The organism is Streptomyces sp. JNUCC 64, from assembly GCF_054484115.1.
Map to the genome: position 1 here is coordinate 892,357 of NZ_CM137015.1, position 24,819 is coordinate 917,175.

General features: G+C 74.2%; 22 protein-coding genes and 1 riboswitch. Of the genes, 5 read left to right on the plus strand and 17 right to left on the minus strand.

Annotation, left to right across the window (positions count from 1 at the left end; all coding sequences use genetic code 11):
- Nucleotides 1-41: 41 nt before the first annotated feature.
- The 5 genes from ACVWNX_RS03385 to ACVWNX_RS03405 form a co-directional block, all read right to left on the minus strand.
- Nucleotides 42-281 (minus strand): hypothetical protein, encoded by a 240-nt coding sequence (locus tag ACVWNX_RS03385; protein WP_454412353.1) that lies wholly within the window; start codon nt 279-281, stop codon nt 42-44.
- A 369-nt stretch (nt 282-650) separates the two neighbouring features.
- Complete coding sequence (locus ACVWNX_RS03390; protein ID WP_454412354.1) at nt 651-1,388, minus strand: hypothetical protein; 738 nt, start codon at nt 1,386-1,388, stop codon at nt 651-653.
- Nucleotides 1,385-2,380, minus strand: coding sequence for an ATP-binding cassette domain-containing protein (locus ACVWNX_RS03395; RefSeq protein WP_454412355.1), 996 nt, complete (start codon nt 2,378-2,380; stop codon nt 1,385-1,387). Before ACVWNX_RS03395 ends, ACVWNX_RS03390 begins: the two co-directional genes overlap by 4 nt.
- Before the next feature lies 1 nt (nt 2,381).
- A complete protein-coding gene (locus tag ACVWNX_RS03400; protein WP_454412356.1) occupies nt 2,382-2,678 on the minus strand; it encodes a hypothetical protein in 297 nt (98 codons plus the stop codon).
- A gap of 131 nt (nt 2,679-2,809) precedes the next feature.
- Nucleotides 2,810-3,265, minus strand: coding sequence for a hypothetical protein (locus tag ACVWNX_RS03405; protein WP_454412357.1), 456 nt, complete (start codon nt 3,263-3,265; stop codon nt 2,810-2,812).
- A 462-nt stretch (nt 3,266-3,727) separates the two neighbouring features.
- Here ACVWNX_RS03405 and ACVWNX_RS03410 point away from each other — a divergent pair, with 462 nt between their 5' ends.
- Nucleotides 3,728-4,495, plus strand: a complete 768-nt coding sequence (locus ACVWNX_RS03410; protein ID WP_454412358.1) for an AfsR/SARP family transcriptional regulator — start codon at nt 3,728-3,730, stop codon at nt 4,493-4,495.
- 19 nt (nt 4,496-4,514) lie between these two features.
- Here ACVWNX_RS03410 and ACVWNX_RS03415 read toward each other — a convergent pair whose 3' ends face one another.
- From ACVWNX_RS03415 to ACVWNX_RS03445, 7 genes are all read right to left on the minus strand, one after another.
- The gene (locus ACVWNX_RS03415; protein WP_454414615.1) at nt 4,515-5,219 is read right to left on the minus strand and encodes an HAD family hydrolase; all 705 of its coding nucleotides are present in this window, start codon (nt 5,217-5,219) and stop codon (nt 4,515-4,517) included.
- A 152-nt stretch (nt 5,220-5,371) separates the two neighbouring features.
- On the minus strand, nt 5,372-6,556 hold the full coding sequence (locus ACVWNX_RS03420; protein WP_454412359.1) for an L-histidine N(alpha)-methyltransferase: 1,185 nt from the start codon (nt 6,554-6,556) through the stop codon (nt 5,372-5,374).
- On the minus strand, nt 6,553-7,530 hold the full coding sequence (locus ACVWNX_RS03425; protein ID WP_454412360.1) for a glucokinase: 978 nt from the start codon (nt 7,528-7,530) through the stop codon (nt 6,553-6,555). Before ACVWNX_RS03425 ends, ACVWNX_RS03420 begins: the two co-directional genes overlap by 4 nt.
- Before the next feature lie 91 nt (nt 7,531-7,621).
- Nucleotides 7,622-8,674 carry a zinc-dependent alcohol dehydrogenase gene (locus ACVWNX_RS03430; RefSeq protein WP_454412361.1) on the minus strand — a complete coding sequence of 351 codons (1,053 nt, stop codon included), beginning with the start codon at nt 8,672-8,674 and terminating at the stop codon, nt 7,622-7,624.
- Between the two features lie 2 nt (nt 8,675-8,676).
- On the minus strand, nt 8,677-9,732 hold the full coding sequence (locus tag ACVWNX_RS03435; RefSeq protein WP_454412362.1) for an alcohol dehydrogenase catalytic domain-containing protein: 1,056 nt from the start codon (nt 9,730-9,732) through the stop codon (nt 8,677-8,679).
- On the minus strand, nt 9,729-11,132 hold the full coding sequence (locus ACVWNX_RS03440; protein ID WP_454412363.1) for an aspartate aminotransferase family protein: 1,404 nt from the start codon (nt 11,130-11,132) through the stop codon (nt 9,729-9,731). The genes ACVWNX_RS03435 and ACVWNX_RS03440 overlap by 4 nt, the downstream gene beginning before the upstream one ends.
- Before the next feature lie 514 nt (nt 11,133-11,646).
- A complete protein-coding gene (locus tag ACVWNX_RS03445; protein WP_454412364.1) occupies nt 11,647-13,242 on the minus strand; it encodes an MFS transporter in 1,596 nt (531 codons plus the stop codon).
- 328 nt (nt 13,243-13,570) lie between these two features.
- Here ACVWNX_RS03445 and ACVWNX_RS03450 point away from each other — a divergent pair, with 328 nt between their 5' ends.
- The gene (locus tag ACVWNX_RS03450; protein WP_454412365.1) at nt 13,571-17,224 is read left to right on the plus strand and encodes an ATP-binding protein; all 3,654 of its coding nucleotides are present in this window, start codon (nt 13,571-13,573) and stop codon (nt 17,222-17,224) included.
- 294 nt (nt 17,225-17,518) lie between these two features.
- The gene (locus ACVWNX_RS03455; RefSeq protein WP_454412366.1) at nt 17,519-18,022 is read left to right on the plus strand and encodes an SgcJ/EcaC family oxidoreductase; all 504 of its coding nucleotides are present in this window, start codon (nt 17,519-17,521) and stop codon (nt 18,020-18,022) included.
- On the opposite strand, the gene ACVWNX_RS03460 is transcribed toward ACVWNX_RS03455, so the two are convergent.
- The 3 genes from ACVWNX_RS03460 to ACVWNX_RS03470 form a co-directional block, all read right to left on the minus strand.
- Nucleotides 17,985-19,394, minus strand: a complete 1,410-nt coding sequence (locus ACVWNX_RS03460; RefSeq protein WP_454412367.1) for a HAMP domain-containing sensor histidine kinase — start codon at nt 19,392-19,394, stop codon at nt 17,985-17,987. The genes ACVWNX_RS03455 and ACVWNX_RS03460 overlap by 38 nt on opposite strands.
- A gap of 190 nt (nt 19,395-19,584) precedes the next feature.
- The gene (locus ACVWNX_RS03465; protein WP_454414616.1) at nt 19,585-20,271 is read right to left on the minus strand and encodes a response regulator transcription factor; all 687 of its coding nucleotides are present in this window, start codon (nt 20,269-20,271) and stop codon (nt 19,585-19,587) included.
- Between the two features lie 60 nt (nt 20,272-20,331).
- Nucleotides 20,332-21,216, minus strand: coding sequence for a bifunctional 5,10-methylenetetrahydrofolate dehydrogenase/5,10-methenyltetrahydrofolate cyclohydrolase (locus ACVWNX_RS03470; protein ID WP_454412368.1), 885 nt, complete (start codon nt 21,214-21,216; stop codon nt 20,332-20,334).
- Nucleotides 21,217-21,236: 20 nt separating this feature from the next.
- Nucleotides 21,237-21,322: riboswitch (ZMP/ZTP riboswitch) on the minus strand.
- 162 nt (nt 21,323-21,484) lie between these two features.
- On the opposite strand from ACVWNX_RS03470, the gene ACVWNX_RS03475 reads away from it, so the two are divergent.
- Nucleotides 21,485-21,847: an antibiotic biosynthesis monooxygenase family protein gene (locus tag ACVWNX_RS03475; RefSeq protein WP_454412369.1), complete on the plus strand. Its 363-nt coding sequence runs from the start codon at nt 21,485-21,487 to the stop codon at nt 21,845-21,847.
- A 180-nt stretch (nt 21,848-22,027) separates the two neighbouring features.
- Nucleotides 22,028-22,867: a patatin-like phospholipase family protein gene (locus ACVWNX_RS03480; protein ID WP_454412370.1), complete on the plus strand. Its 840-nt coding sequence runs from the start codon at nt 22,028-22,030 to the stop codon at nt 22,865-22,867.
- A 190-nt stretch (nt 22,868-23,057) separates the two neighbouring features.
- On the opposite strand, the gene ACVWNX_RS03485 is transcribed toward ACVWNX_RS03480, so the two are convergent.
- Together ACVWNX_RS03485 and ACVWNX_RS03490 are read right to left on the minus strand one after the other, a co-directional pair.
- Nucleotides 23,058-23,963 (minus strand): LLM class flavin-dependent oxidoreductase, encoded by a 906-nt coding sequence (locus ACVWNX_RS03485; protein ID WP_454412371.1) that lies wholly within the window; start codon nt 23,961-23,963, stop codon nt 23,058-23,060.
- 100 nt (nt 23,964-24,063) lie between these two features.
- Nucleotides 24,064-24,792 carry an NUDIX hydrolase gene (locus ACVWNX_RS03490; protein WP_454412372.1) on the minus strand — a complete coding sequence of 243 codons (729 nt, stop codon included), beginning with the start codon at nt 24,790-24,792 and terminating at the stop codon, nt 24,064-24,066.
- Nucleotides 24,793-24,819 lie beyond the last annotated feature (27 nt).

Below are 24,819 nucleotides of genomic sequence, written 5' to 3' on the forward strand. Positions count from 1 at the left end.
TGGCGGGTGGTTCACCGGTCAGTCGCCCTACGGGCGCCGGGTCACTTCTTCTTGCCGAACAGGCCGCCCTCGAACTTGGCCCAGTCGTACATCTGGTGCACGGCCTGGCCGAGGATCGGGATGCTGATGTGCTCGAAGACGTCTTCCACCAGGTCGATGTCGCCGGTGTTGTTGATCAGCGGGGCGTTGATGTTGATCAGACCGCCCGAGAGGGGGGCGGGCTGCTCGCCCTGGGCGTGGGCGGTCCCGCTCGACAGGACGAGGGCGGCACCGGCCGCCACGGTCGCAACGAAAGCCGCACAACGGACACGACGGTTCATGGGGGTACTCCGATCCAAGGATCTTGATTCAAGGGAGTTCAGCCCAGTGATCGACCCTCTTTGAACAAGAGGAGTCGAGAAGGTTTCACCTGTGGGGGGCTGAGGTGAGGCACAGCTTGCCAGCGGGTCAAGGGGAAGTAAAGGCCCTGGCGGCAACCAAACGATCATGACCGTTTCCTCCAAAGGGACCCCGATTGGCATGACTTGAGCATCCGTCACGGTGACACGGGTGAGTCCGGGCGGGCGCCTCGGCTCTCAAGGCACCCGCCCGGGTCCGTTCCGCGCCCCCACCGGAACCACGCCCGGCGGCGGACGGGACGCGCGGTCGGCTCACGGTTCCCTGCGCCGCTGCAACCTCAGCCCCAGCGCGGACACGGCCGCGATCACGGCGGCCACGTACACCCCCGCCGCGTAGGGTCCGCCCACGAACCCGGCTCCCCCCGGCTGTCCGAGGAAGTCCGCCAGCGCCATGAACGGGAGCCAGCCCATGACGTTCAGCCCGAGCAGCAGTTCCCCGGTCGCCCCCAGCGAGGGCTCGGCGACGAACATCCACACCAGCAGGACCGCGATGGTCTTCCCGCCGCTCTTCAGGACGAGACCCACGGCCATCCCGGCCAGCGCGCCCAGGGAGAACCCCACGGGCATGGCGAGGAGTTGCCGCCAGTCGTGGGCGGTGACGGTGGCGATCCCGTCCGGGCCCTCCATCGCGAAGCCGACCAGCATCCCGGCCGCCACCAGCACCGCTCCCGTCACCAGGGCGAGCGCGGCGACGACCACCGCCTTCCCCGCCAGGATCCGGCGCCACGACGGAACCGCGAGGTACGAGGCCCAGATGGTGCCCGTCCGCAGTTCGTCCGTCACGGCGCGGGCACCCAGCAGGGTGACGAGCACCTGGGCCGCCGTGGGACCCGTCATCACATCGGTGACCCCGGGAAGCCGGTCGTGCCCCGGGGAACGGACGACCAGCGCGGTGACCACCAGGGAGAGCGCCACCGTCACGGCGAGGAGGAACCAAGTCGACCTGAGGGTGCGCAACTTGGCGATCTCGGAAGCCAGTACCGCCTTCATGCCCCCTCACCCCGCCGTCCCGTCGTCGCCTTGAAGTCGACCGACGAGGCGGTCAGCCGCAGATAGGCGTCCTCGACCGTGGCCCGCCGGGGCGTCAGCTCGAAGAGGGGCAGCCCGGCCTCGGCCGCCGCCAGACCGATGCGTTCCGCGGAGACCCCGGACACCAGCACGCCGTCCGCCGACGGCACGCCGCCGTCCGCCGCCGGGCCGGTCGCTTCCGGTGGGCCGGTCGCTTCCGGTGGGCCGGTCAGCTCCCCGCCGAGCCGCCGCACCAGGAGGGCGAGCCGTTCCGGGTCGGGGGTGCGCACCCAGACCCGTGGGCCGTCCACGTCCCGGGTGAGTTCGACGACGGGGCACTGCCGCAACAGCCGCCCCTGACCGATCACGATCACCTCGTCCACCATCTGTTCCATCTCCGCGAGCAGATGGCTGGACACCAGGACCGTCCGGCCCTCCCCCGCGAGGCAGCGCAGCAGATCCCGCAGCCACGCGATGCCCTCGGGGTCCAGCCCGTTGGCGGGCTCGTCCAGGACCAGGACACGGGGATCGCCGAGCAGTGCCGTCGCGATCCCCAGCCGCTGGTACATCCCGAGGGAGAAGCCCCCGACCCGTTCGTCCGCCACGGCGTCGACGCCGACCCGGGCGAGGACCTCCCCGGCTCTCCCCACCGGGATCCCGTTGGCCCGCGCGAGGACCTCCAGATGCCCCCGCGCGGTCCGCTTGGGGTGCGCCCAGCGCGCGTCGAGCAGTGCCCCCACCACCCGGAGCGGATCGGCGTGTTCGCGGTAGGCGCGGCCCTCGACCCGGGCCCGACCGGCGTCGGGGCGCACCAGACCGAGCAGCATGCGCAGGGTCGTGGTCTTCCCGGCGCCGTTGGGGCCGAGGAATCCGGTGACGGCGCCCGACCGCACGGTGAAGGACAGGGAGTCGACGACCCTTCGGCCGCCGTACGCCTTGACGAGGTTCTCCGCCTCCAGGACCGGTTCCGTCATCTCAGGCCACCAGGGTCCAGACGAAGGACGCGCCGACCACCACGAGGGCGACGACCACTCCGACCGCCCGGGCGGGAGGGACGCCCCGTCTGACGGCCTTCACGCACTCCGCCACCCCGATGACGGCCATCACCAGTCCGAACGTCCCGAGCGCGGCCGCCGTCCAGAACGCCCAGCCCCGCTCCCCCGCGCTCCGGAGCAGCAGCAACGCGACGGCCAGGGGAACGACCGGCCAGGAATGGCCGGAAAGGGAACTCTCCGACCGGCCGGAGCCGGTCTCAGGACTTTTCTCGCTCATGGTTCCTTAACTCGGTTCGGAAGTACGTCGAAAGGGACGGCCACAGCGGGGCGAGGAACACCGAGGTCATGGAGTGCGGCCGGCGGATCGCCTTCTTCCGCCGGCCGCACATCACTCAGCCACCCCGGGAATCACAGTCCGATGAATTCACGGACCGCGCTGTAGACCTCGTAGATGGTGAAGCCGATCTCGATGGTCTTGCGGACGAGCCAGGGAACGACCCGCTCGTACACCTCCTTGAACTTGGCGTACCCCTGGCGCGCGGCGCTCTTCAGCTTGTTCCACGCGGTGCCGCCCAGCCCCTTCAGCTTGTTGATGAGCCAGACGATCCGGCTCGACGGCCCGTAGGCGGAGGCACCGGACGCCGCGCCCCCCGAGGTGGTCGTGGACACCGCCGAGGGGATCGCGGCCGGGGAGACGGCGGACGTACTGGACGGGGGAACGGGCGACGTGGTCAGCGCCACACGGTGGACCGACGAGACCGCCTGCCGGGACTGGCCGGGGGTGTCGGCGGTGGCCACGGGGGCACCGGCCCCGAGGAGCGCGCTCACCAGCAGCGCGCTCACGATGACTCGATTCCTCTTCACGGCAAAGCCCTCCTGAGGATGCGACGTGCCGTCGTGACCGATCGGCCGACGGCACGCACACCGTGGAGGAACCCGGTCCCCGTAAGCGCCCGGTCACGTCTCCCATGATTCCCGCCTTCCGCACCGCGACTCTGCCCAGCCTAGTTCCGGGGTGTCTCCGCCCTGTCTCCCCGGCTGTTCCCGGCTGGGGAGAGAACCGGGTGACTTTCCGTCGAACAGTTCAGGCCGTCGCACGCGGTTCAGACCGTCTCAAGCGGAAGAAACGGGGTGGTCCGGGGAAGGTGGAACTCCGGTCCGGCCACGACGGAAAACCCCTTCGGAGACAAGAACGAAATCCCCGTCAAGGAGGGGCAGAACACCAGAATCATCATGCCATTCCAAGGTGTAACGACTGGCCAGCCGCCAACCCGTGTGCGACTGTTGCCCATCGAGGGTTAGCTACCCATTACTTCGGGGGAAGTCATGTCGCCTAACCACGTGCCCGGCCCAGCGCCGTCCACGGACGACGCGCCCAGGCTCAACATCCTGGGCGCCGACGGTGTCCATCTGTCCGAACGCGAAGCCGAACGCCTGCCGCCCCAGACCTCCGAGCTCCTCACCTATCTGGCGCTGCGGAGCGGCCAGCAGGCCCGTCGGCCCGCCGTGACCGCGGCCCTGTGGCCGAACGCGGCGGAACACACCGGACGCCGTCGGCTCAGCAAACTCCTCTGGCGCAGCACCCGTTGCCTGCCGCCGGACACACTGCGTTCGACGGGCGAGAGCATCGCCCTCGGCAGTCGCGTCACCACGGACTGGGGGCGGGCCAACCTGGTGACGGACCGGGTGCTCAAGGACGGTGCCCTCCCCCACGCCCACGAGGTGGAGTTGCTGTCCAAGCCCCTGGGATCGACGATCCAGGCGGAGTGGATCGAGGACCACCGGCATCAGTGGGACCAACGCCGGGTCCGTGGTCTGCGCCGGGCGGGGGCCGCCTTCCTGTCGTTCGGCAGACCCGAGGAGGCGGCGCAGATCGCCTCCTCCCTCACCCGGTGGCAACCGCTGGACGAGCCGTCGCACGAACTCCTGCTCCGCTCCTATCTGAGCATGGGCGCTCCGGGGCACGCCGAGCGCCATCTGCGGGAGTTCACCCGTCGGCTGCGCCGGGAACTGGGGGTGGAGCCGTCACCGAACCTCATCGCGCTGGTGCGGGATCCCGCGCCCTCGGCGGCGGGCGGCGGGCGGGGCCGCTGACGCGGTCCCGCCGGCCCGTTCACGACCCGCCGCCGTAGGTGCCGGGGCCGATGAGCCCCGGCAGCTCGCGCATGTCGTCGAAGACGACGGTGCCGGGGCCCCGCAGCCAGGCGGCGGGGGTGAGCCCCCCGCTGTAGCCCAGGACCCGCATGCCCGCCGCCCGGGCGGCGGCCACCCCGTACTGGCTGTCCTCGACCACCACGCAGCGGCGGGGCTCCACCCCGAGCACCGCCGCCGCGTGCCGGAACAGATCGGGGGCGGGCTTGGGCCGCTCGACGTCGTCACCGCTGAAGACCCGGCCCCGGAACCGTCCGTGCAGCCCCGTCAGCCGCAGGGTGCGGCGCAGCCGGGGGTGGCTGCTGCTGGACGCGACGCAGCTGGGGACGGTGAGCGCGTCGAGGGCCTCGGTGATCCCCGCGACGGGACGCAGCAGGTCGTCCACCGCGGTCTGGAAACGCCGTTGGTGCTCCGCCAGCCAGTCGGGGGGCAGCGGGTGACCGAGGTGGGCTTCCACCTGTTCGGCCAGGTAGGAGTCGGGGCGGCCGAGGAACCGTTCGATGATCTCGGCGCGGGACAGCCGCCAGCCGAGGGCGGCGAGGGCGGCGGCGTCGTTCTCCAGCGCGATGGGTTCGCTGTCCACGAGGACGCCGTCGCAGTCGAAGATGACGAGTTCCGGCGGGGGCGCCGGTTCCCCGGAGGGGAGGGCGGGACGACGGGCGTCCACCCAGCCCGGTCCGGCCGGGGCGTCCGGCGGGACGGCGGCCGGGCCCCCCGGGACGGACGGAGCGCCGTCCGGCGGGACGGAGGCGGCGTGCGGCGGGACGGAGGTGCGGGGGTGGGCGGAAACGGGGGAGTCGGCCGAGGTGGGGGGAGTCGTCATCGCTGCGGTGTCACCAGCCAGAAGGCGTAGTAGCGGTCGGCGTCCAGGAACCGGTCGGTCACCCGGAGGCCGCTGTCGTCGAGTTCACGGGCGAAGAGGTCGAGGTCGAAACGGTAGTTGCGGCCGGTCTTGATCCGGGTGCCGCGCGGCAGCCGGACCCGGCGCCCGGCGAGGGTGAGGTCGAGGTCCCGCCGGGCGATCAGCAGCGACTCGATCTCGTGGGTGACGGCGTCGTACTCGGCCCGGTAGGCGAAGTCGAGCGGGCTGACCGCCACGCCCCACTCGTCGCGCAGCCGGGCGATGGGGGTGGTCTTCGTCCGCCAGTGGGAGTCCCGGCCGGGGCCGTCGTTGTACGCCTCCTCGATCGCCTCGACGCTCTTGGTGGCGTGCGGACGCAGATCGGTGCCGAAGGCGAACACGCCGCCCGGGCCGAGGAGCCGGCCGATCCGGGCGAGGAAACCGCGCCGGGCGGAGGGGAGGAACCCGGCGATCGAACCGCCCAGGAACATCAGATGGCAGGGGGACGGGGCGGCGGCCGGGCGGCCCAGCCGGTCGAGGGTGCGGGTGTACCGCTCCTGCACGGCGGTCACCTGGACGCCGGGGCCGCTCGCCGTCAGCTCCGGCAGGATCCGGCGCAGCGGATCGGGGTCGATGTCGGTCGGCACGAAGTGGAGGCCGGGGGCGCGGCCGGGGCGGGCGGCCCGTTCGGCGAGCAGCCGCAGGAAGGGCTTGGTCTTGGTACCGAAGCCGATCCCGAGTTCCAGCAGGGTCGGGGGACCCTCCGCGGCGAGCATCCGGTCGGCGATCCGGGGACCGTGCTCGGCGAGGAGTGCGGCCTCCTTGGCGAAGGTGTAGTAGACCGGGCTCCGGTTGGTCCGCTCGAAGGACGCCGATCCGCCGCGCCGGTAGCAGTGGCGTCCGGCGATCCAGGGCGGTGTCTGGGTGAGGGTGCGGGCGAGGTCCTCGACCAGGTCGTCGCGCCGTTCCCCGGGGGAGACGAAGAGGGCGCCGCGCGGGGCGGACCCCCGGGCCGGGGCGTCCTCGCGGTAGCCGTCGGCGGCCAGCCGGTCACGGAACTCCCGTACCGCGCGCGGGACTTCCGAGGACGCGCCGCCCGTCGCGTCCGTCCTGCCCGTCGCGTCCGTCCTGCCCGTCGTGCTCCGGGTCCTCGGTGTGCTCATCGGGTCACCATCCTCACGGCCTGGTCGATGGCGCCGCGCAGCCCGGTCAGCTCGTCCAGGACGAGGTGGACGGGGATGTCGCCGAGCAGGGCGGCCATCTTGTCCTTGCCGGTGAAGCGCCGCATGAACAGGGGGTCCAGCAGTCCGGTGCGGATCTTGGGGACGACCCCGCCGCCGAGGTACACCCCGCCCAGCGCGAGGAAGGCGAGCGCGGTGTTGGCGGCCTGGGCGGCCAGGACGCCGGTGTACATCCCGAGGGCCCGCACGCACACCTCGTCGGTCCCCTCGACCGCGCTCTCCCCGACCACCCGCGCGGGGTCGTCGGTGGTGAACCGGTCGGTCAGCCAGGCCGGTTCGGGGATTCCGGAGCGGGCGCGCTGGACCTGGTACATGACGGCCAGCCCCGCCCCGGACAGCACCCGTTCGTAGGTGGCGGCGGGGTGCTCGGCGCGGACGCGGGCGAGCAGGTCCAGTTCGGCGTCGTCGGTGGGGGCGAAGTCGGTGTGGCCGCCCTCCGAGGCGATGACCACCCGTTCGCCGCCGACGGTGAGCAGCGCGGCCTGGCCGAGTCCGGTGCCCGGGGACACCAGGACGACGGTGCCGCCGGGCCGGGGGCGCCCCGGGTTGAGGGTCACGGTCCGTCCGGGCGGCAGCGAGGGGATGCCGTGGGCGGCGGCCTCGACGTCGTTGAGCAGCAACACCCGTTCGACGCCCGTCGCCTCCGCGACCTCCCGCGCGGTCAGCTCCCCCCAGTCGAGGGTGACGAAGCGGCAGCGCTGGTCGATGACGGGCCCCGGCAGCCCGAAGCAGGCGGCGGTGAGGCGGTGTCCGGTCCCGGTGGTGAACGCGCGGACCAGCGCGGCCAGTCCGGGATAGGAGGTGCTGGGCAGGACCGCGCTCTCCACCACGGTCCCGTCCTCGTGGCACACGGCCAGCCGGCTGCTGGTGCCACCGATGTCCCCGGCGAGGATCATGCGTCGCTCCCTGGTGCGAGAGGGGTGGTCGGACGGACCGGTGCGCGCCGGGCCGGGCGCGTCGTGGCGCGGGCCCGGCGCGGACCGGGGGTCAGGGCAGCTCCACCACGAGCGCCCGGCAGTCGGGGTCGCGCTGGAGCGCCACCGCGTCGGTGGTGAGCCGGTCCCAGTCCAGCCGGTGGGTGACCACGGGGGTCAGGTCCAGCCGTCCGGCGGCGATCAGCTCCACGGCCCGCCGGAAGTGCTCCGGCCGGTAGCGGTAGCTGCCGACGAGCCGCAGCGACCGGTAGTGGAGCGCGTTGGGGTCGGTGGTCACCCGGGTGCCGGGGGGCATCCCGCCGAAGGCGACCCCCGTTCCGCCGGGGCGCAGCAGTTCCGGCAGCTGTCGGTAGGCGTCGGGGGAGCCGCTGGCCTCGATGACGACGTCCGCCCCGTGGCCCTCGGTCTCGCTCGCGACCGCCGCCGCCAGTTCCGGGCCCTGGACGGCGACCCGGTGGGCGCCGAGCCGGTGCAGCGGGACGGGGTCGCGGGCGGTGCGCACCCCGGCGACGATCCGCGCGGCGCCCTGGCGGCGGGCGAGTTGGAGGAAGCTCAGCCCCACTCCCCCGCTGCCGAGGACGACGACGGTGTCGCCCCGGCGGACCGCCGCGTGGTCGAGGCCCTGGAGGACGCAGGCGAGGGTCTCCGCGAACGCCGCGTGGTGGTACGGCAGCCAGTCCGGCAGCGGGAAGATCCCGGGCAGCAGCGGGGCGGGCACCCGGACGAACTCGGCGAAGCCGCCCGGGTCGAGGCCGGTCGGGGCCAGACAGTGTCCGCTCACGCCCCGCAGACAGGGGAAGCACGCCTCGCAGGGGCGTTCCGGGTTGACAGTCACCCGCTGGCCCGGGCGGGGGCCGTCCACGACCCGGGCGCCGACGGCCACCACGTCGCCCGCGAGCATCCGGCCGAGGACCACCGGGGCGGTCAGCCGGGGGTGGCCGACGAGGACGGCGCGCGCGTACATGGCGCTGAAGAAGCAGCAGCGCACCCGGAGGAGCACGTCGTCGGGGCCGCAGGACGGGCGCGGCCACCGCTCGGGGCGGAAGTTCTCCGCGCCCGGCCCGTGCCACACGGCGGCCCGCATGGTGGAGGGGGGTCCCGGCATCCTCACCGCCCCGGTTCGACGACAGTGCGGGTGCCCGGCCGGGGTCTCCAGTCGGCGAGTTCGGCGGGCAGCCGTTCCAGCGGGACGCGGCGGCCGAGCAGCCGGGTGAAGAACGCCTCGTCCCGGCGGATGAGGTCGGCGGCGGCCCGCATGGTGGCGGGGGTCGCCCCGGCCACCGAGGGCAGCACGGTGACCTCCGCGCGGAAGAGTTCGTCGGGGGTGCGGGGCAGGGGGACGTCCGGCTCCGGGACTCCGTAGAGGCAGACGGTGCCGGTGGGCGCGACCGCGTCGAAGGCGGTCGCGGTGCCCTCGGGGGTCCCGGTGCACTCGACGACCAGCTGGCTCGGCCCTTCCGGGGCGGCGACCCGGCGGACGCCCGGCCCGCCGGGTCCGTCGGGTGGACCGAGCGCGCCGAGTCCGTCGGTTCCATCGGTTCCGTCGAGCCAGGGCAGCTCGGCGGGGACGGGGTCCAGCAGCCGGATCCGGGGGCGGTCGGGCCACCGGGAGAGCAGCCGGGCGACGAGCGCGCCGGAGACTCCCCCGCCGATGACCAGCGCGGACCAGGGGCGGGACGGGGCACGGGGGCGCAGCCGGCGCAGCCGCCGTTCGGCGCGCAGGGCGCAGCTCAGCGGTTCGGTGAACACGCCGAGGACCGGGTTCCGCAGCGCCAGGGGCTGGAGTTGGGCGCGCGGGGCCCTGATCCACTGGGCGAAGCCGCCGTCCCGGTGGACGCCGAGTTCCACGAGGTGGACGCAGTGGCTGGTCTCGCCGTCCCGGCAGGGGTCGCAACCGCCGCAGGACAGCTCGTTGTTGAGGGCGTGGTAGCCGTCCTCGCCGGGGATCCGGCAGACCACCTCGTGGCCGAGGACGACCGGGGCGTGCGCGGCCCGTGCGGAGAGGTGGAGGTCGGTGCGGCAGATCCCGGTGTAGTGGACCTCCGCGACCACCTCGTGCGGGGCGGGGGCGGTGGGGCGCGGCACCCGGCGGACGGCGAGTTCGCCGGGGGCGAGGAGGACGGCGGCCCGCATGGTCGCCGGGGCGGCGACGGCGGCGGTCATCGGGTCAGCTCCGGTCCCAGTCGGGTGAGGACCTGGTCGAGGAGGCCGAGGGAGCGGTCGATCTCCTCGGCGGGGATGTCGAGGTAGGGCGCGAACTTGAGGACGTTCTGGTCGTAGCCGCCCGCGGAGAGCATGATCCGCCACGGTTCGCCGTGCCAGCTCAGGTCCTCCCGCTGGCCGATCTCCACGGCCCGGGAGGCCGCCCCCCGGTACGGGCGGCCCCGCTCGTCGGCGAGGACGAGGTTCAGCAGCAGCCCCAGGCCGTCCGTCTGCCGGACGAACGGGTGCCGTTCGACTAGGGCGCGCAGCCCCGCCAGGTACCGCGCGCCCCGCTCGGGGACGGTCCGCTCGTAGTCCTGGGAGAGCATGTAGCGCCAGGTGGCGTATCCGGCGGCGGTGCCGAGCGGATGGTTGGCGAAGTTGCTGTGGGTGTGACCGGGGGTGACCACCCGGGGGTCGAGGAGGTCGGCGCGCGCCCAGGTCAGGCTGAGCGGGCTCAACCCGTTGGTGAGGGACTTGCCGAGGGTGATGACGTCGGGGACGAACCCGAAGTGCTCGAAGGCGAACAGCTTTCCCGTGCGGTACATCCCGACCTGGATCTCGTCGGCGACGATCAGCATGCCCCGGTCCCGGGCCTCCTCGACGAACTCCCGGTAGAAGCCGCGCGGGGGGATGCTGTAGCCGCGTCCCTGGCACGGTTCGACGAACAGCGCGCCGAGTTCGGAGCTGTCGGCCGTGGCGAGCCCGAAGTGCTCGTTGCTGAACGACTTGCGGACCATCCGCCCGCAGTAGAGCGCGCAGTCCTCGGGGCGCTTCTCGTAGAAGCAGTGCGAACAGTTCGCGAACGGGAACATGACCGCGCGGTCCGGGAACTCGTTGAAGTAGCGGCGGTAGCGGTGACTGCTCGACAGGCTCAGGGTGCCCAGGGAGCGCCCGTGGTAGCTGCCGGTGAAGACGCCGACCCGGTTCTTCCCGGTGTGCTTGCGGACGATCTTCAACGCGTCCTCGACCGCGAGCGATCCGCCGACGCTGAAGGAGACCCGGCCCTTCACCCCGGTGCGTTCCTCGACGGCCCGCACCACCTCCCGGGCGAGGAGCAGTTTCTCCCGGTGCAGATGGTCCCCGCTGACCTGGGGGAGGGTGCCGAGCTGTCGTGCCACGGCCCGTTCGATGACCTGGTTGCGGTACCCGAAGTTGCAGCTGGAGTGCCACATCCCGGTGTCGACGTAACGGTTGCCGCCGTCGTCGTGGACGGTGCCGTCCTGGCAGCCGGTCACCATGACCGGGTCCCGCACGTAGTGCACGGTGTCGCCCCACGACAGGTCCTCGGCGTCGACGCGCCTGAGGTCCTCGGTGTCCGTCGGGGGGTCTTTCCGGCTCACGCCGAATCCGATGCTCATCGCCACTTCTTTCCTGTCCGATGCGCCCTGGAATAGCGGAAGGCGAGGCACCCGACCGGGTGCCCCGATCGCACGAGGGGTTCGTGTCCGGGTGGCAGCGGGCGGCGGAGGCGGCCCGCGGTCAGCCGGGAGAAGCGTTCACGAGCGTGATCGACCTTTCATAGCACGGGTTCGGATTCACCGGCCAGGGTTCCTCGGCACTCCACGCTCCGGCGCTCCGGCACCGACCGGGTCGGGCGGGGCGCCCCACTGGCGGAGAAACGACGTCCGGGAGCGGGGCGCGGACCGCCGAGGAGCGGATTCGCCGGGCGGACGGCCCGGGCGGGCCCCCGCACGGGGTCCCGCCCGGCCGGAACGCGACGGCGCGGATTTCACATGCTCGTGGCATGGGACGGGCCCGCCGCCGTCACCTGCGGCCGCTCAGCGGGGGCGGGACCGGGGCGGGGGCCGGGGTCGCTCAGCGGGGACCGGAGCCGGGGGGACGTCCGGCCGTCCGACGTCCGGTTGTCCGGCGTCAGGCTGTCCGGTCAGCGGGCGTCCGGTCGTCCGGCGTGCGGCGTCCGGGCATCCGGTCAGCGGGCGCCGGAGCACCGGTGCCCACCCGGCGCAGGGTGGTCAGGGCGATCACCGCGGTGAGGGCGGCGATCACCGCGCAGACGGCGGCGACGGTGTGGAGCCCGTTCGTGTACGCCTCCCGGGCGGCGGTCACCACCCGCTCGCCCAGCTCCGGGGGGAGCGAACGCGCCACGGTCAGGGCGCCCTCCACGCTGCCGCGCACCGCCCCGGCGGCGTCCGCCGGAACCCCGTCCGGCACCGAGACGCCGTCCCGGTAGACCGCGCCGCCGAGGCTGCCGAACACGGCGAGCCCGAAGGACACCCCGAACTCGCCGCTGGTCTGCGACATCGACACGGCGGAGCCCCCCTTCTCCGGGGGCGCCGAGCCGACCACCAGGTCGGTGCCCAGGGCCCCGATGGGCCCGCTCCCGAGGAAGGCGGTCACGAATCCGGCGATGAGCAGCGGCAGTCCGGCCTCCGGGGCGACGAACACCAGGAGGGCGTACCCCACGGCGGTGACGCCGAGGCCGCAGCCGATGACCACGCCGGTCGACAGCCGCCGGGCCAGTCCCGGTGCGAGGGTCGCCACCGCGACGGACGCCAGCGCGGAGGGCACCATCCACAGTCCGGCGTCGAACGGGGAGAGCCCCTCGACCATCTGGAGGTAGCCGGTGACGAACAGGTAGCTGCCGCCCATGGTGGTCATCGTCAGCATCAGGATGAGCAGCGCGGCGGTGAACGCGCCCCGCCGGAACAGTCCCAGGTCCAGCAGCGGATCGGCCAGCCGCCGCTGCCTGGCCGTGAACACCGCGCCGAGCACGGCACCGGCGGCGATCGCCAGCGGGGGCGTCGTCGACCAGCCGCCCCGGGCGAGTTCCTTGAGACCGTAGACGACGGGCAGGATCGCGCCCAGCGAGAGCAGCACGCTCGGCGGGTCGATCCGTCCCGCCCCGGGGGCGCGGTACTCGGGCAGCACGATCGGGGCCGTCACCAGCAGCAGCGCCATGACCGGCACGCCGAGCGCGAAGACGGAACCCCACCAGAAGTACTCCAGCATGACCCCGCCGACCACCGGACCGAGCGCGGTGCCGCCCATGAAGCAGCTGGCCCACACGGCGATCGCCCGGCCCCGCTGGCGCGGGTCCCGGAACATGGTGCCGATCAGGGCCAGGGTGGACGGCATCAGGGTGGCCGCGGCGACCCCCAGCAGCGCACGGCTGACGATCAGCGTCTCCGCGCTGGTGGAGAAGGCGGCCAGCGAGGAGGTCGCCCCGACCCCGAGGGCACCGGCCATCAGCAGTCGGCGGCGGCCGATCCGGTCGCCGAGGGTGCCCATGGTGACCAGGAACCCGGCGATCATGAACCCGTAGACGTCCATGATCCACAGGGTCTGGGTGGGGCTCGGGTCCAGTGACCGCGCGAGGTGCGGCAGCGCCAGGAACAGCACGCTCTGGTCGATGGCGATGAGCAGGGTGGGCAGGGCCAGGACGGCGAGCCCGGCCCACTGCCGGGGACCGGCCTGGGAAGGGATCTCCCGGGTGGGGGTCGTTGACACGGTCTTCCTTTCGGGCGCGGCCCGTCCGGGGAACGGCGGGACGCGAGGGGTGAGCGGCACCGGGGCTCCGGCGGCGGAACCACGACGGGCGGAGGCGGCCGGATCCCGGCGGACGGAGTCGGCCGGACCGTTCGTCCGTCCGGCGCTCCGGTTCCCCCCGACCGTGCCCGGTCGCCCTCTCGCTCCTCTCTCGGCCGCTCTCTCGCCGCTCTCGGCCGCTCTCTCGCCCCCTCTCGGTCGCTCCCGGCCCGCTCCCGGCCCGACCGGCGTCACCGGTCCGGGAGCCGGGCCCACGGGACGGGTGACGCACATGGGTTAGCGTGGCGGAATGCGTTTCGGGGTGCTCGGTCCACTGGCCGTGTGGACGTCGGACGGCCGGGAGGTCCGGGTTCCCGAACTCAGGGTCCGCGCCCTGCTCGTCCGGCTGTTGGTCCAGCGGGACGGACCGGTCTCCGCCGACCGGCTGGTGGAGGACCTGTGGGGCCCCCGGCCGCCGCGCCGACCCGCCGCGGCCCTCCAGCACAAGGTCTGGCGGTTGCGCGGCGCCCTGGATGAGGCCGAACCGGGTGGACGGGCCCTGCTGGTGTCCGCCCCGGCGGGATACCGGCTGGACCTCTCCGCCCCCGGCCCCGTCGGGATGGCCGAGCCGGACGGCACCCCGGTGGCCGGGCTGGACGCGGACGTGTTCGAGGCGCTGGTGGACCGGGCCCGCGCCACCGGGGACCCGGCCGCGCGGGTGGCGCTGCTCACCGAGGCCCTGGCCCTCTGGCGGGGGCCCGCCTACGGCGACTTCGCTGACGAGGCGTTCGTCCGGGACGCCGTCGCACGGCTCACCGAGCGACGGCTGACGGCGGTGGAGGAGCAGGCCGAGGCCCGTCTCGCACTCGGTGAACACGCTCTGGTGGCGGAGGGGTTGGGCGATCTGGTGACCCGGCACCCGCTGCGGGAACGGCTGCGCGCCGCCCAGCTGCGGGCACTGTATCTGACGGGCCGTCAGAGCGAGGCGCTCGCCGGTTACACCGAGCTGCGGCGGCGGCTCGCCGATGAGCTGGGGGTGGACCCCAGTCCCCCGCTGGCCGCGCTGCACCGCGCGATCCTGTCCCAGGACCCGGCTCTGACCGCGCCCCGGGACCCGGCACCGGCAGCCGCCCTCGCGCGGACCGTCGTCCCGCCCGTTCCCGTCCGGCCCCTCCTCCGCGCCCACCCGGCGGGCGGGCTCACCGAGTTGATCGGCCGGGAGACGGCGGTCGGAGAGCTGACGGCCGCGCTCGACGCCCATCGGCTGGTCACCCTGACCGGTCCGGGCGGGGTCGGCAAGACCCGGCTGGCGCTGGCGGCGGCCGAGCGGACCGGGGCGGCACACCCGGGCGGGGTCCGGTTCGTCGACCTCTCCGCCCTGCCGCCCGCGCGCGGAGCGGACGACCCACGGGCGCTGGAGCTGGTGGCGGACGTGGCGGGGGTGCGCGACGACACCGGGCCGCTGCCGTCCCCGCCGGGCGGCCGACCGCCCGACCTCGCCGACCGGGTGGCCCACGCGCTCGGCGACCGGCCCTCGCTGCTGCTCCTCGACAACTGCGAGCACGTGGTCGAACCCGTCGCGGACCTGGTCGGACGACTGCTGCGGGCGGTGCCCGGACTCCGCGTCCTGACGACCAGTCAACTCCCGTTGGGCGTCCACGGGGAGCGGCTCCGGGAGGTGGCGCCGCTGGCCGAGGCGGACGCGGTCGCCCTGTTCGCGGCCCGGGCGGCGGCCGTGGCGCCGTTCGTCCTCGACGCGTCCGCCCGGGAACGGGTCGCCGCCGTCTGCCGACGGCTCGACGGGATCCCGCTGGCCATCGAGATGGCCGCCACCCGGGTGCGGGTCCTCGGGCTGCGGGAGCTGACCGCCCGGCTGGACGACCGCTTCCGGGTGCTGTCCTCCGGGGTGCGGGGCGCGCCGCCCCGGCAGCGGACCCTGCGCGCGGTCCTCGACTGGAGCTGGGAGCTGCTCGGGGAGCGCGAACGGACCGTCCTCGCCCGGCTCTCGGTGCACGCCGACGGCTGTGACCTGGCCGCCGCCGAGGCGGTCTGCTCCAGCGGTGACGTGGACCGCGCGGAGGTTCTCGACCTGCTGTCCCGGCTGGTGGACGGCTCGCTGGTGAGGGTCCACGAGGACGGGGACGGGCCGCGCTACCGGCTGCTGGAGTCGGTGGCGGCGTACTGCGCCGAGCGGCTGGCCGAGCGCGGCGGTCCGGCCGGACCGCGCCGACGCCACCGGGAGCACTACACCCGGCTCGCGGAGCGCGCCGCTCCCCTGTTGCACGGCCCCGGCCAGCGGGACTGGCTGCGACGGCTGGACACCGAGAACGCGAACCTGCGCGCTGCGCTCGACGGGGCGGTACGGGACGGCGACGGGGAACGGGCGCTGCGGCTGGCCGTCGCGCTCGGCTGGTACTGGTTCCTGCGGGGGCGCCACCGGGAGGCGGAACGGGAACTCTCCCGGGCGCTCGCCACCGGGTCCGGAGGTCCGGACGCGTCCCGGGGTCCGGGCGCGTCCCCGGTGCCGGGCGCGTCCCCGCGTCTGGTCACGTCCGGTCCGGTCGTACCCGGAGGCCCGGGAGGGGGCGGGAGCCCGAGCCCGGCGGCGGGAGGGGCACCGGGGACGGAAGAGGAACCCACCGGGGCGGAGGGGGAATCCGGTACGGACCGGAACCGGGACCGGGAGCCCGGGGAGGGCAGTTCCGGGACGGGCCGGGACCGGGAGCCCGGGGAGGACGGGGGCTCCGGGACGGACGGCGGGCCGGGGACGGCGAGGGGCCCGGAGGCGCGCGCCCGGCTGGTGGCGCGGGCCGGAGCACTGCTCGGCGGGGTGCGGCTGGCGCTGGGCGGGCACGTCGATCCGCTCGCGGAGTACCGGGCGGCCCTGCGCGGCTTCGAGACGGTCGACGACCCGGCCGGACTGGCCCGGGCGCGCTGGTTCCTCGGTCTGCACCTGTACGGGGTGGGGGACGCGGCTCCCGCCGAGGAGCTGATGACCCTGGCACTGGCCGGCTTCGAGCGGCTGGGCGACCGGTGGGGCGTCGCGGCGGCGCTGGCCGGTCTGGCGTTCCACGCCAAACTGCGGGGCCGCTTCGGAGAGTTGCGGGAGCTGGGCGAGCGGAGCCTCGGGCTGTTCACGGAGCTGGGCGACGACTGGGGCCGGATCCAGGCGTCGGTCCCGTTGCAGAGCCTGGCGGAGGTGACCGGCGACTACCCACGGGCGGAGTCGCTGCACCGGGACGCGCTGCGGCTGGCACGGGAGCTGGGACTGTGGCGGGAGGTGTCCTTCCAGTTCTCCGGGCTCGGCAGGATCGCCCTGCTCACCGGCGATCCGGCGCGGGCGGCCGAACACCACGAGCGGGCGCGACGGCTGGCCGTGGAGCAGTCGGACGGCTTCGGGGAGCAGTACGCGCTGACGGGACTGGCCCTGGGCGCGCGCCGGGCGGGCGACCTCGACGGGGCCCGGGACGGCTGCGAACGGGTCCTGGCACTGCACCGGCGGCTCGGCTACGAACCGGCCAGGCCGCCGCTGATCCTGGCGGAGCTGGGGTTCGTGGCGCGGGAGCGGGGCGACCGGGCGACGGCGCTGCGGCTCCAGCGGGAGGGGCTCGCGACGGCGCGGGCGGTGGGCGATCCCCGGGCGGTGGCGCTGGCGTGGGAGGGACTGGCGGACGCCCTGTCGGCGGGGGACGCCGGGGAGGCCGCCGGGGCCGCGCGGCTGCTGGGCGCGGCCACGGCCGCCCGGGAGGCGGTGGGGGTGCCGCTGCCCGAGGGCGAGCGCGGGGACGTGGACCGCGTCCGGGCGCGGGTGACGGACGTGTTGGGGGCGGACGGCTTCGCCACGGCGTTCGCCCGGGGGTACGCGGACGGCCCCGGAACGGCGGCCGACCCGCCCGTGGGCGCCCCGTCGCCCACGGGGACGGACGCGCCCACGGGATCCGCCGTGCCCGGCGGGTCCGGCTGAGCCACGCGGGTCCACGGAACGCGTGGACACCGGAGCGCGCGGTGCGGGAACGGGCCGGCACACAAGCACAGCGCGGGTGCGCGGGCACGGAGCCGCACGGCTGCGGGCCGCACGGGCGTGGGACCGGCGCCGGACGCCGTGGACCCGGGGTGGCCACCGGACGCCGCCGTGGGGTGACGGGCTGATTCTGGCCAAGCCTTGTCCGGGGGCTTCCCGTCCGCTGTCCGGGCGCTAACGCGCCGGTCGGGAAGGTGGGGCATCCCCCCTCACCAACCCCCCTGAGCAGGAGTTCTGATGAAGCGGACCATGCGTAACCGCGCCCTGATCGCCACGGCCACCGCGACGGTCGCCGTCATCGCGGCGGTGGGCGTGGCCCAGGCCGGAAACGAGGAGGACGCTCCCGCGGCCGCCACCAAGGAGGAGATCGGGGCGCTGTTCAGCCAGTGGAACGCGGCGCTCCAGACCGGTGACGCGGGGACGGTCGCCGACCGCTACGCCCCCGACGCCGTGCTGCTGCCGACGGTCTCCCCCGACATCCGCACCACCCGTACCCAGATCGTCGACTACTTCGAGCACTTCCTCCAGAAGAAGCCGAAGGGCGAGAAGGTCCGCTCGGTGATCCACGTCCTGGACGAGGACTCCGCGATCGACGCGGGCCTCTACCGCTTCCACCTCACCGACGCCGCGACGGGCAAGACCACGCCGGTCGTCGCCCGTTACACGTACCAGTACGAGAAGCGCGGCGGGAAGTGGCTGATCGTCAACCACCACTCCTCGGTGCTCCCGGCCGCGGGCTGAGCCGTAGCCCGATCCCCACGCACAGCCCGCCGTGGGGCGCGTCCCGCAGGGTCACCGTCCCGCCGTCGTCGGTCACCAGCTGTTTGACGACGGCGAGCCCGAGGCCCGTTCCCGACCGTCCGGTCAGTCCCTGGCCGCGCCAGAACCGGTCGAACGCGCGGGACTGTTCGGCGGCTGACATCCCGGGGCCCTGGTCGAGCACCTCGATCAGGGCCCCGTCGCCGTCCGCCGTCGCCAGCCGGACGGTGATGGTGCCGCCGTCCGGGGAGACCTCCAGCGCGTTGGAGAGCACGTTGTCGAGGACCTGGTCCAGGTTGCCGGGTCCGGCCAGGACGTGGAGCCGGTCGTCGGTGGTGGCCGCGTTCCCCACCAGCACGATCCGCACCCGGCGTTCGTCGGCGGCCGGGCGCCACACGCTCAGCCGGTCCGCGACCAGTTCCCGCAGCGGCACCGGTTCCGGGGCGGACACCTTGGCCTCCGCCCGGGCCAGCACCAGCAGTCCGCTGACCAGTCGGCTCATCCGGACCACCTCGGCGGTGGCCTGTTCGACGTCCTCCCGGACGAACTCGTCGTCGACGCCGTCGGCGATGTTGTCCAGGGAGAGGCGCAACGCGGTGAGCGGGGTGCGCAGTTGGTGCGAGGCGTCGGCGACGAAGATCCGCTGGGCGGCGACCAGGGTGTCGAGGCGTTCCGCGCCCTGGTTGAGGGTGCGGGCCAGGGTCCGGGTCTCCTGCGGTCCGGTGATCGGTGACCGCGCGGTCAGATCGCCGTCGCTGAAGCGGCTGGCCATCTCGTTGAGCTGGCGCAGCGGTTTGGTCAGCAGCCGGGCGACCACCGCGCCGAGCACCGCCGCGATCGCGAGGACGCCGACGGCGAGGATGGCCCGGAAGCCCCAGATCGTCCAGAGCCGGTCGCTGAGGTCCTCGGTGGCGTAGCGGATGCGGACGGCGCCGACGATGTCGCGCTCGTCGTCCTGGGCGAGCGCGGGGACGGTGATCACCAGTTCCGGTCCCCACACCGGCCGGTCGCCCCAGTCCACGGTGGTGCGGCCGTGGTCCAGCGCCGAGGTGAAGGCGGCGTCACCGGGGCGGTCGGGCATCCGCAGCGGGGGGACGGCGGCCCCGTCGGCGGAGACCACTTCGACCGTGCCGGGGGTCTCGTCGGCGTAGGCGGTGGCGACCCGGGCCAGCGCCTGGCGGGCGGCGGCGTCCCCGCCGCCGAACAGCAGGGCCATGGTGGTGGCCTCCCGGCGCACCGACTCCTCGGTCTCGCTGCGGAGCTGGGTGGTGAGGGTGTAGGCGACCGGCACGGTGAACGCGGTCAGCGCCACGCCCACCAGCAGGACGTAGCTGACGATCAGACGGCGGATCACCGGACGTTCCCGTCCGCCGGACGCACGCGGACGACGGCCCGGCCGGAGGCCGTCCGGTCAGCGGTGACCAGGCCGGAGGCGCCCCGGCCGGAGGAAGCCCGGCCGGAGGCGGCCCGGACAACGATGGCCCGGACAACGGTGGCCCGGTCAGCGGTGGCCCGCTCGGAAGCGGTCGGCCCGGGGGCGGTGCTCATCCGGTGCCGGTCCTCTCGGTCAGGACGAGCCGGAACCCGACGCCGCGCACCGTCTCGATCACCACGGCCCCGGCGAGCTTGCGCCGCAGCGCGGCCACGTGGACGTCCAGGGTCTTGGTCGGGCCGAACCAGTTCTCGTCCCAGACCGCCTCCATGATCTGCTCGCGGGACATCAGGGCGCCGGGCTCCTCGGTGAGGAAGGCGAGCAGGTCGTACTCCTTGGGGGTGAGGGGCACGTCCGCGCCGTCCAGCCGGACCCGGGCGGCCTTGCGGTCCACGACCAGCCGGTCCCCGTAACGGTCGGGACCGGCGGCCGCGCTCTTCCGGTCGGGCTGGACCCGGCGCATCACCGCGCGGATGCGGGCGATGACCTCACGGACGCCGAAGGGCTTGGAGACGTAGTCGTCCGCGCCGATCTCCAGCCCCACCACCCGGTCGGTCTCGTCGCTGCGGGCGCTGATCACGATGATCGGGACGTCGCCCCGGCGGCGCAGTTCCCGGCAGACGTCCAGTCCGTCGGTGTCCGGCAGCCCGAGGTCGAGCAGGACCAGGTCGTAGGGTTCGGCGACGGCGAGCGCGGCCGTGCCCGTGGTGGCCCATTCCACGGTGAAGCCGTAGCGCAGCAGCCCGCGCCGCAGCGACTCCGCGACGGGCTCGTCGTCTTCCACCAGCAGTACCCGCAATGCATGCACGGAGGCACCCTAGTGTGCGGGGACCGAACTCTTGTGCCCTTGTGCGGTGGATCACCCTGCGTGACGTGCCCCTGCCAGGTCGACGCCCAGTTGCCGGGCGGCGGCCCGGACCGTCTGGGCGAGGAGGACCGCGATGGTCATGGGGCCCACCCCGCCGGGGACGGGGGTGATGAGGCCCGCGCGGTGCCGGGCGGTCTCGAAGTCGACGTCCCCCACGTTGCCGGGGTTGTAGCCCGCGTCGACGACCACCGCGCCGGGCTTGAGGTCGGCTCCGGCGATCAGACGCGGACGGCCGACCGCGGCGACGAGGACGTCGGCCTCGCGGGTGTACGACGCCAGGTCCCGGGTGCGGGAGTGGCAGTAGGTGACGGTGGCGTCCCGGCCGAGCAGCAGCATGCCGACCGGCTTGCCCAGGATGGCGCTGCGGCCCACCACGACGGCGTGCCTGCCCGCGAGGTCGACCTCGTACTCGTCCAGCAGCCGCAGGATTCCGGCGGGGGTGCAGGAGGCGAAGCCGGGCAGACCGAACCCCATCGCCGCGAAGGAGTGGGTGGTGACCCCGTCGACGTCCTTCTCCGGGGCGATGGCCTCGAACGCGGCCCGCTCGTCGATGTGCTCGCCCACGGGATGCTGGAGGAGGATGCCGTGCACGGCGGGGTCCGCGGAGAGCGCGCCGACGGTGTCCACCAGCCGGGCGGTGGAGACGGCGGCGGGCAGGGCGACGTGCCGCGACACGATGCCCGCCTTGGCGCAGCGGGCGCGCTTCATCCGGACGTAGGTGACCGAGGCGGGGTCCTCGCCGACCAGGACCGTGGCGAGGCAGGGGGCGGTCGCGGTGCGCCGGAGGAGTTCGGCGGCGTTCTCGGCGGTCTCCTCGACGAGCCGCCGGGCGGGGGCGGTGCCGTCCATCAGCCGTGCCGTGGGGAAGTCCGTCATCATGGGCTCCTGAGCGCTGCGCGGGGTGCCCAGGCGCACGGCGTCGACACGATGTCGGGCCGCTCCCCGGTGGTAACCCACCCCAGCGCCAGTCACGGCTTGCCCCCACCCTAACCCAGGGTCCTGGAGGGAGCCCGGACGTTTTCCGCCGACGGCCGCTCAAGGACGCGCGTGCGGGCGGGACTTGACCTCAACCTAGATCGAGGCAGCAGGCTCGGGGCAGCGGAGGACGGGAACGGCCCGTCTCCCCCTCACCCTCGGAGCGAGCATGTCGTCCACGGCCGCCGACCCCGGTTTCCTCTCGATCATCGACTACACCACGGACGGGCCCGCCACCCAGGCCGAACTCGTCGCCGCCTTCGCCTCGGTGCAGGAGCGGTGGGTGCGCTTCTACCCGGGCTACCTCTCCGCCCGGTTCCACGCGAGCACGGACGGCACCCGCGTCTACAACATCGTGCACTGGGCCAGTGAGGCGGACTACCGCCACTTCGTGGAGACCTCCGACACGGAGGGCCGGATGGCGGCCATCGCCGAGGCCCTGGCGGGCCTCTCGGGCACGGCCGAGCCCCGGATGACCGGGGCGCCCACCTACACCGTGGTCCGGGAGGTCGGGCCGGGGCCACGGGGCTGACCCCACCGCGCTCACGCGTCACGGGCGGTTCGCGCCCGTTCGCCGACCACCGCATCCCACCCCCGTACCGGGGAGCGCTCCCCGGTACGGATGCTATCGTCGGCCCCATAAACGGGGAGCACTCCCCGTTTCACTTGCCGAAGGCGTGCCGTCCACGGCCGTCCAGGGGAAGGGGGAAGCGTGCCCGACACCGCACTCGTGCTCGGCGGCGGCGGACCGGTGGGCGGAGCCTGGTTGGCCGGGGCACTCGCCGGGCTCGCCGGGGCCGGGATCGACCTCGGCGGCGCCGACGTCGTGATCGGCACCTCCGCCGGTGCCGTCTTCGGATCCCGGCTCCGGTCCGGCGTCCCGGCCGCCGAACTCTACGAGCGCCAGCTCTCCGGAGCGGACGCGGTCCGTCTGCCGGTGACGGTGCGTCAGACGGCGCGCTTCCTCTGGGCGGCGCTCGGCTCCCGCGACCCCCAGCGGTCCGTCGAACGCCTCGCCCGGGCAGCGCTCCGCGCCCGGACCGGCCCGGAGGCGGAGGTCTTCGACACGGTCGGCGCGCTCCTGGGCGGGGTACGCGACTGGCCCGAGCGGGAGTTGCGCATCGCCGCGGTCGACGCGCGGAGCGGACGGACCCGGGTGTTCGACTCGCGCTCTCGCGCCACGCTCCTCGAAGCGGTCGCCGCGAGCTGCGCCGTACCCGTCGTCTGGCCGCCGGTCACCGTGGAGGGCCGGCGCTGGATGGACGGCGGCAGCCGTTCGACCGCCAACCTCCAGCTCGCGCGCGGGTTCCGCAGGGTGCTGGCACTGGCGCCGGTTCCCCGGGCGGTCGGGCCGCATCCAAGCGCCTCGCGGCAGGCCGCGGAACTCTCCGACGACGGAACGCGCGTCGTCCTGCTGTCCCCGGACCGCGCCGCGCGCCGTGTGATGGGCCGCGACATGACGGACGACACCCGTCGGTCGGCCGCCGCCCGCGCGGGCCACGCCCAGGCCAGCGCGCTGGCCCCTTCGGTCGCCGGTCTCTGGCGGGGGTGACCACGGCAGCGCGCGTTGACACCGCCACCGCGCCCGAGGGGAGTCGAAGCCGCCCACGGCACGCAGACGGTGGAGCTCCCGGTGGGCCGGGGCGAGGAGGACGACCCGCGCGGAGGCGTTCCCGTCCCGCCCGACGGCACCCCGCCGCCGATCAACCTCGTCGGCGCCCGTTCAGGACCCGGCACCCCGTTCAGGACCCGGCGGCGCGGGCGGCGCGTTCGGCGGCGACGGCCTCCCGGAGCGCGGGGGCGACCTCCTCACCGAAGACGGAGAGGGTCCGGAGGTCGTCGGAGCCGAGCACGAAGGTGCTGATCCCGTCCTCCAGGGCCAGCTCCAGCAGGGTGTCGACCCATTGGGCGGGCGGCCCCTGGAGCGGTTCGGTACCGGTGCCGAAGGTGCCGGAGACATTGAGCAGCCGGGTGATCTCCCGGGGGTCGCGGCCCCGCGCGACGGCCTCCTCGTCGATGATCGCGTTGCCCTCGGAGAGGCCCGGCGACCTCAGCATGGCCCAGCTCGGCAGCCAGCCGTCCGCGCGGGCGCCGACCAGTCGCAGCATGCGGGGCTTGTAGGCGCCGAGCCAGATGGGGACGTCATGGGCCGGGGCGGGGCCGCGCTTGGCGCCGTCGACGGCGTGGAAGGCGCCATGGACGCGCAGGGGCGTGCGGTCCTCGGCGGCCCAGACGCCCCGGATGATCTCGATCGCCTCGCCGAGCGCGGTGACGCTCTCGCCGGGGGTGAGGACCCGGCCGCCCATGGCACCGATGGCCTGCCAGAACGCGCCCGCCCCCAGCCCCAGGTCGACGCGTCCGCCGGAGAGCAGGTCGAGCCCGGCCACCGAGCGGGCCAGGACGGCGGGGTTGCGCAGCGGGAGGTTGGTGACGTTGGCAGCGACCCGCACCCGTTCGGTGCGGGCGGCCACCCAGCTCATCAGGGTCCAGGCGTCCAGGTGCGCGGGCTGGTAGGGGTGGTCCTGGAAGGTGACCAGGTCGAGTCCGGCGCGCTCCGAGTGGAGGGCCCGCCCGACGACGGCCGCGGGGTCCCTGCTGTCCGGGGTGAGGAACGATCCGAAGACCAGGTCGTGTCCGTAGTCGGTCATCGCGCGCCTCCACACACCCAGGAAGTTTTACCGTTCAACCACAACGTCGGGCGCGTCACCATTCTTCCCGTGACCGCATCGGGCGGCACCCGGAACGGACTCAGCGGCCGACCGGGGCGGCCGGGGCGGCCGGGCGGAGCATCGGCGGGGTGAGGGCGGTGGCGGGGCCCGCCCGGTACAGGGCGGCGGGGCGACCGCCGCCCGAGGCCCGGCGGCGCCCGGTCGGGACCAAGAAGCCGTCGGCGTCGGTCACCTTGCGGTGGAAGTTGGGGCGGTCCAGGGTCACCCCCCACACCGCCTCGAACACCTCGCGCAGCTCGCTGACGGTGAACTCGTCCGGACAGAAGCTGGTCGCGATGGCGGTGAACTGGAGCCGGGTCCGGGCCCGTTCGACCGCGTCCCGCAGGATGCGGCAGTGGTCGAAGGCCAGTTCGCAGGGGCCGTCGAGCAGTTCGGCCACCGGAGCCCAGACGGCGGCCCGGGCGTCCGACCCCGCGGTGGGCACCGGCAGGTCCGGCGCGATGGCGAGGTAGGAACAGGTGACGATCCGCTGGTCCCGGGGGTCACGGTCGGGCGCGGAGTAGACGCCCACCTGCTCCAGATGGAAGCGCCCGGCGTCGAGGCCGGTCTCCTCGCGCAGTTCACGGACCGCGGTGCCGTCGAGGGTCTCCGCGCCGCGCAGGAATCCCCCCGGGAGCGCCGGACTGCCCCGGAAGGGCTCCGTCCCGCGCTCCACCAGCAAGACATGGAGCGCGCCGTTCCGGATGGTGAGGATCACCAGATCGGCGGTCAGATGGACGAGCAGACGATCGCGTGGGGTCGAGGTCACAGCACGGATCCTAACTAATTGTTCTCT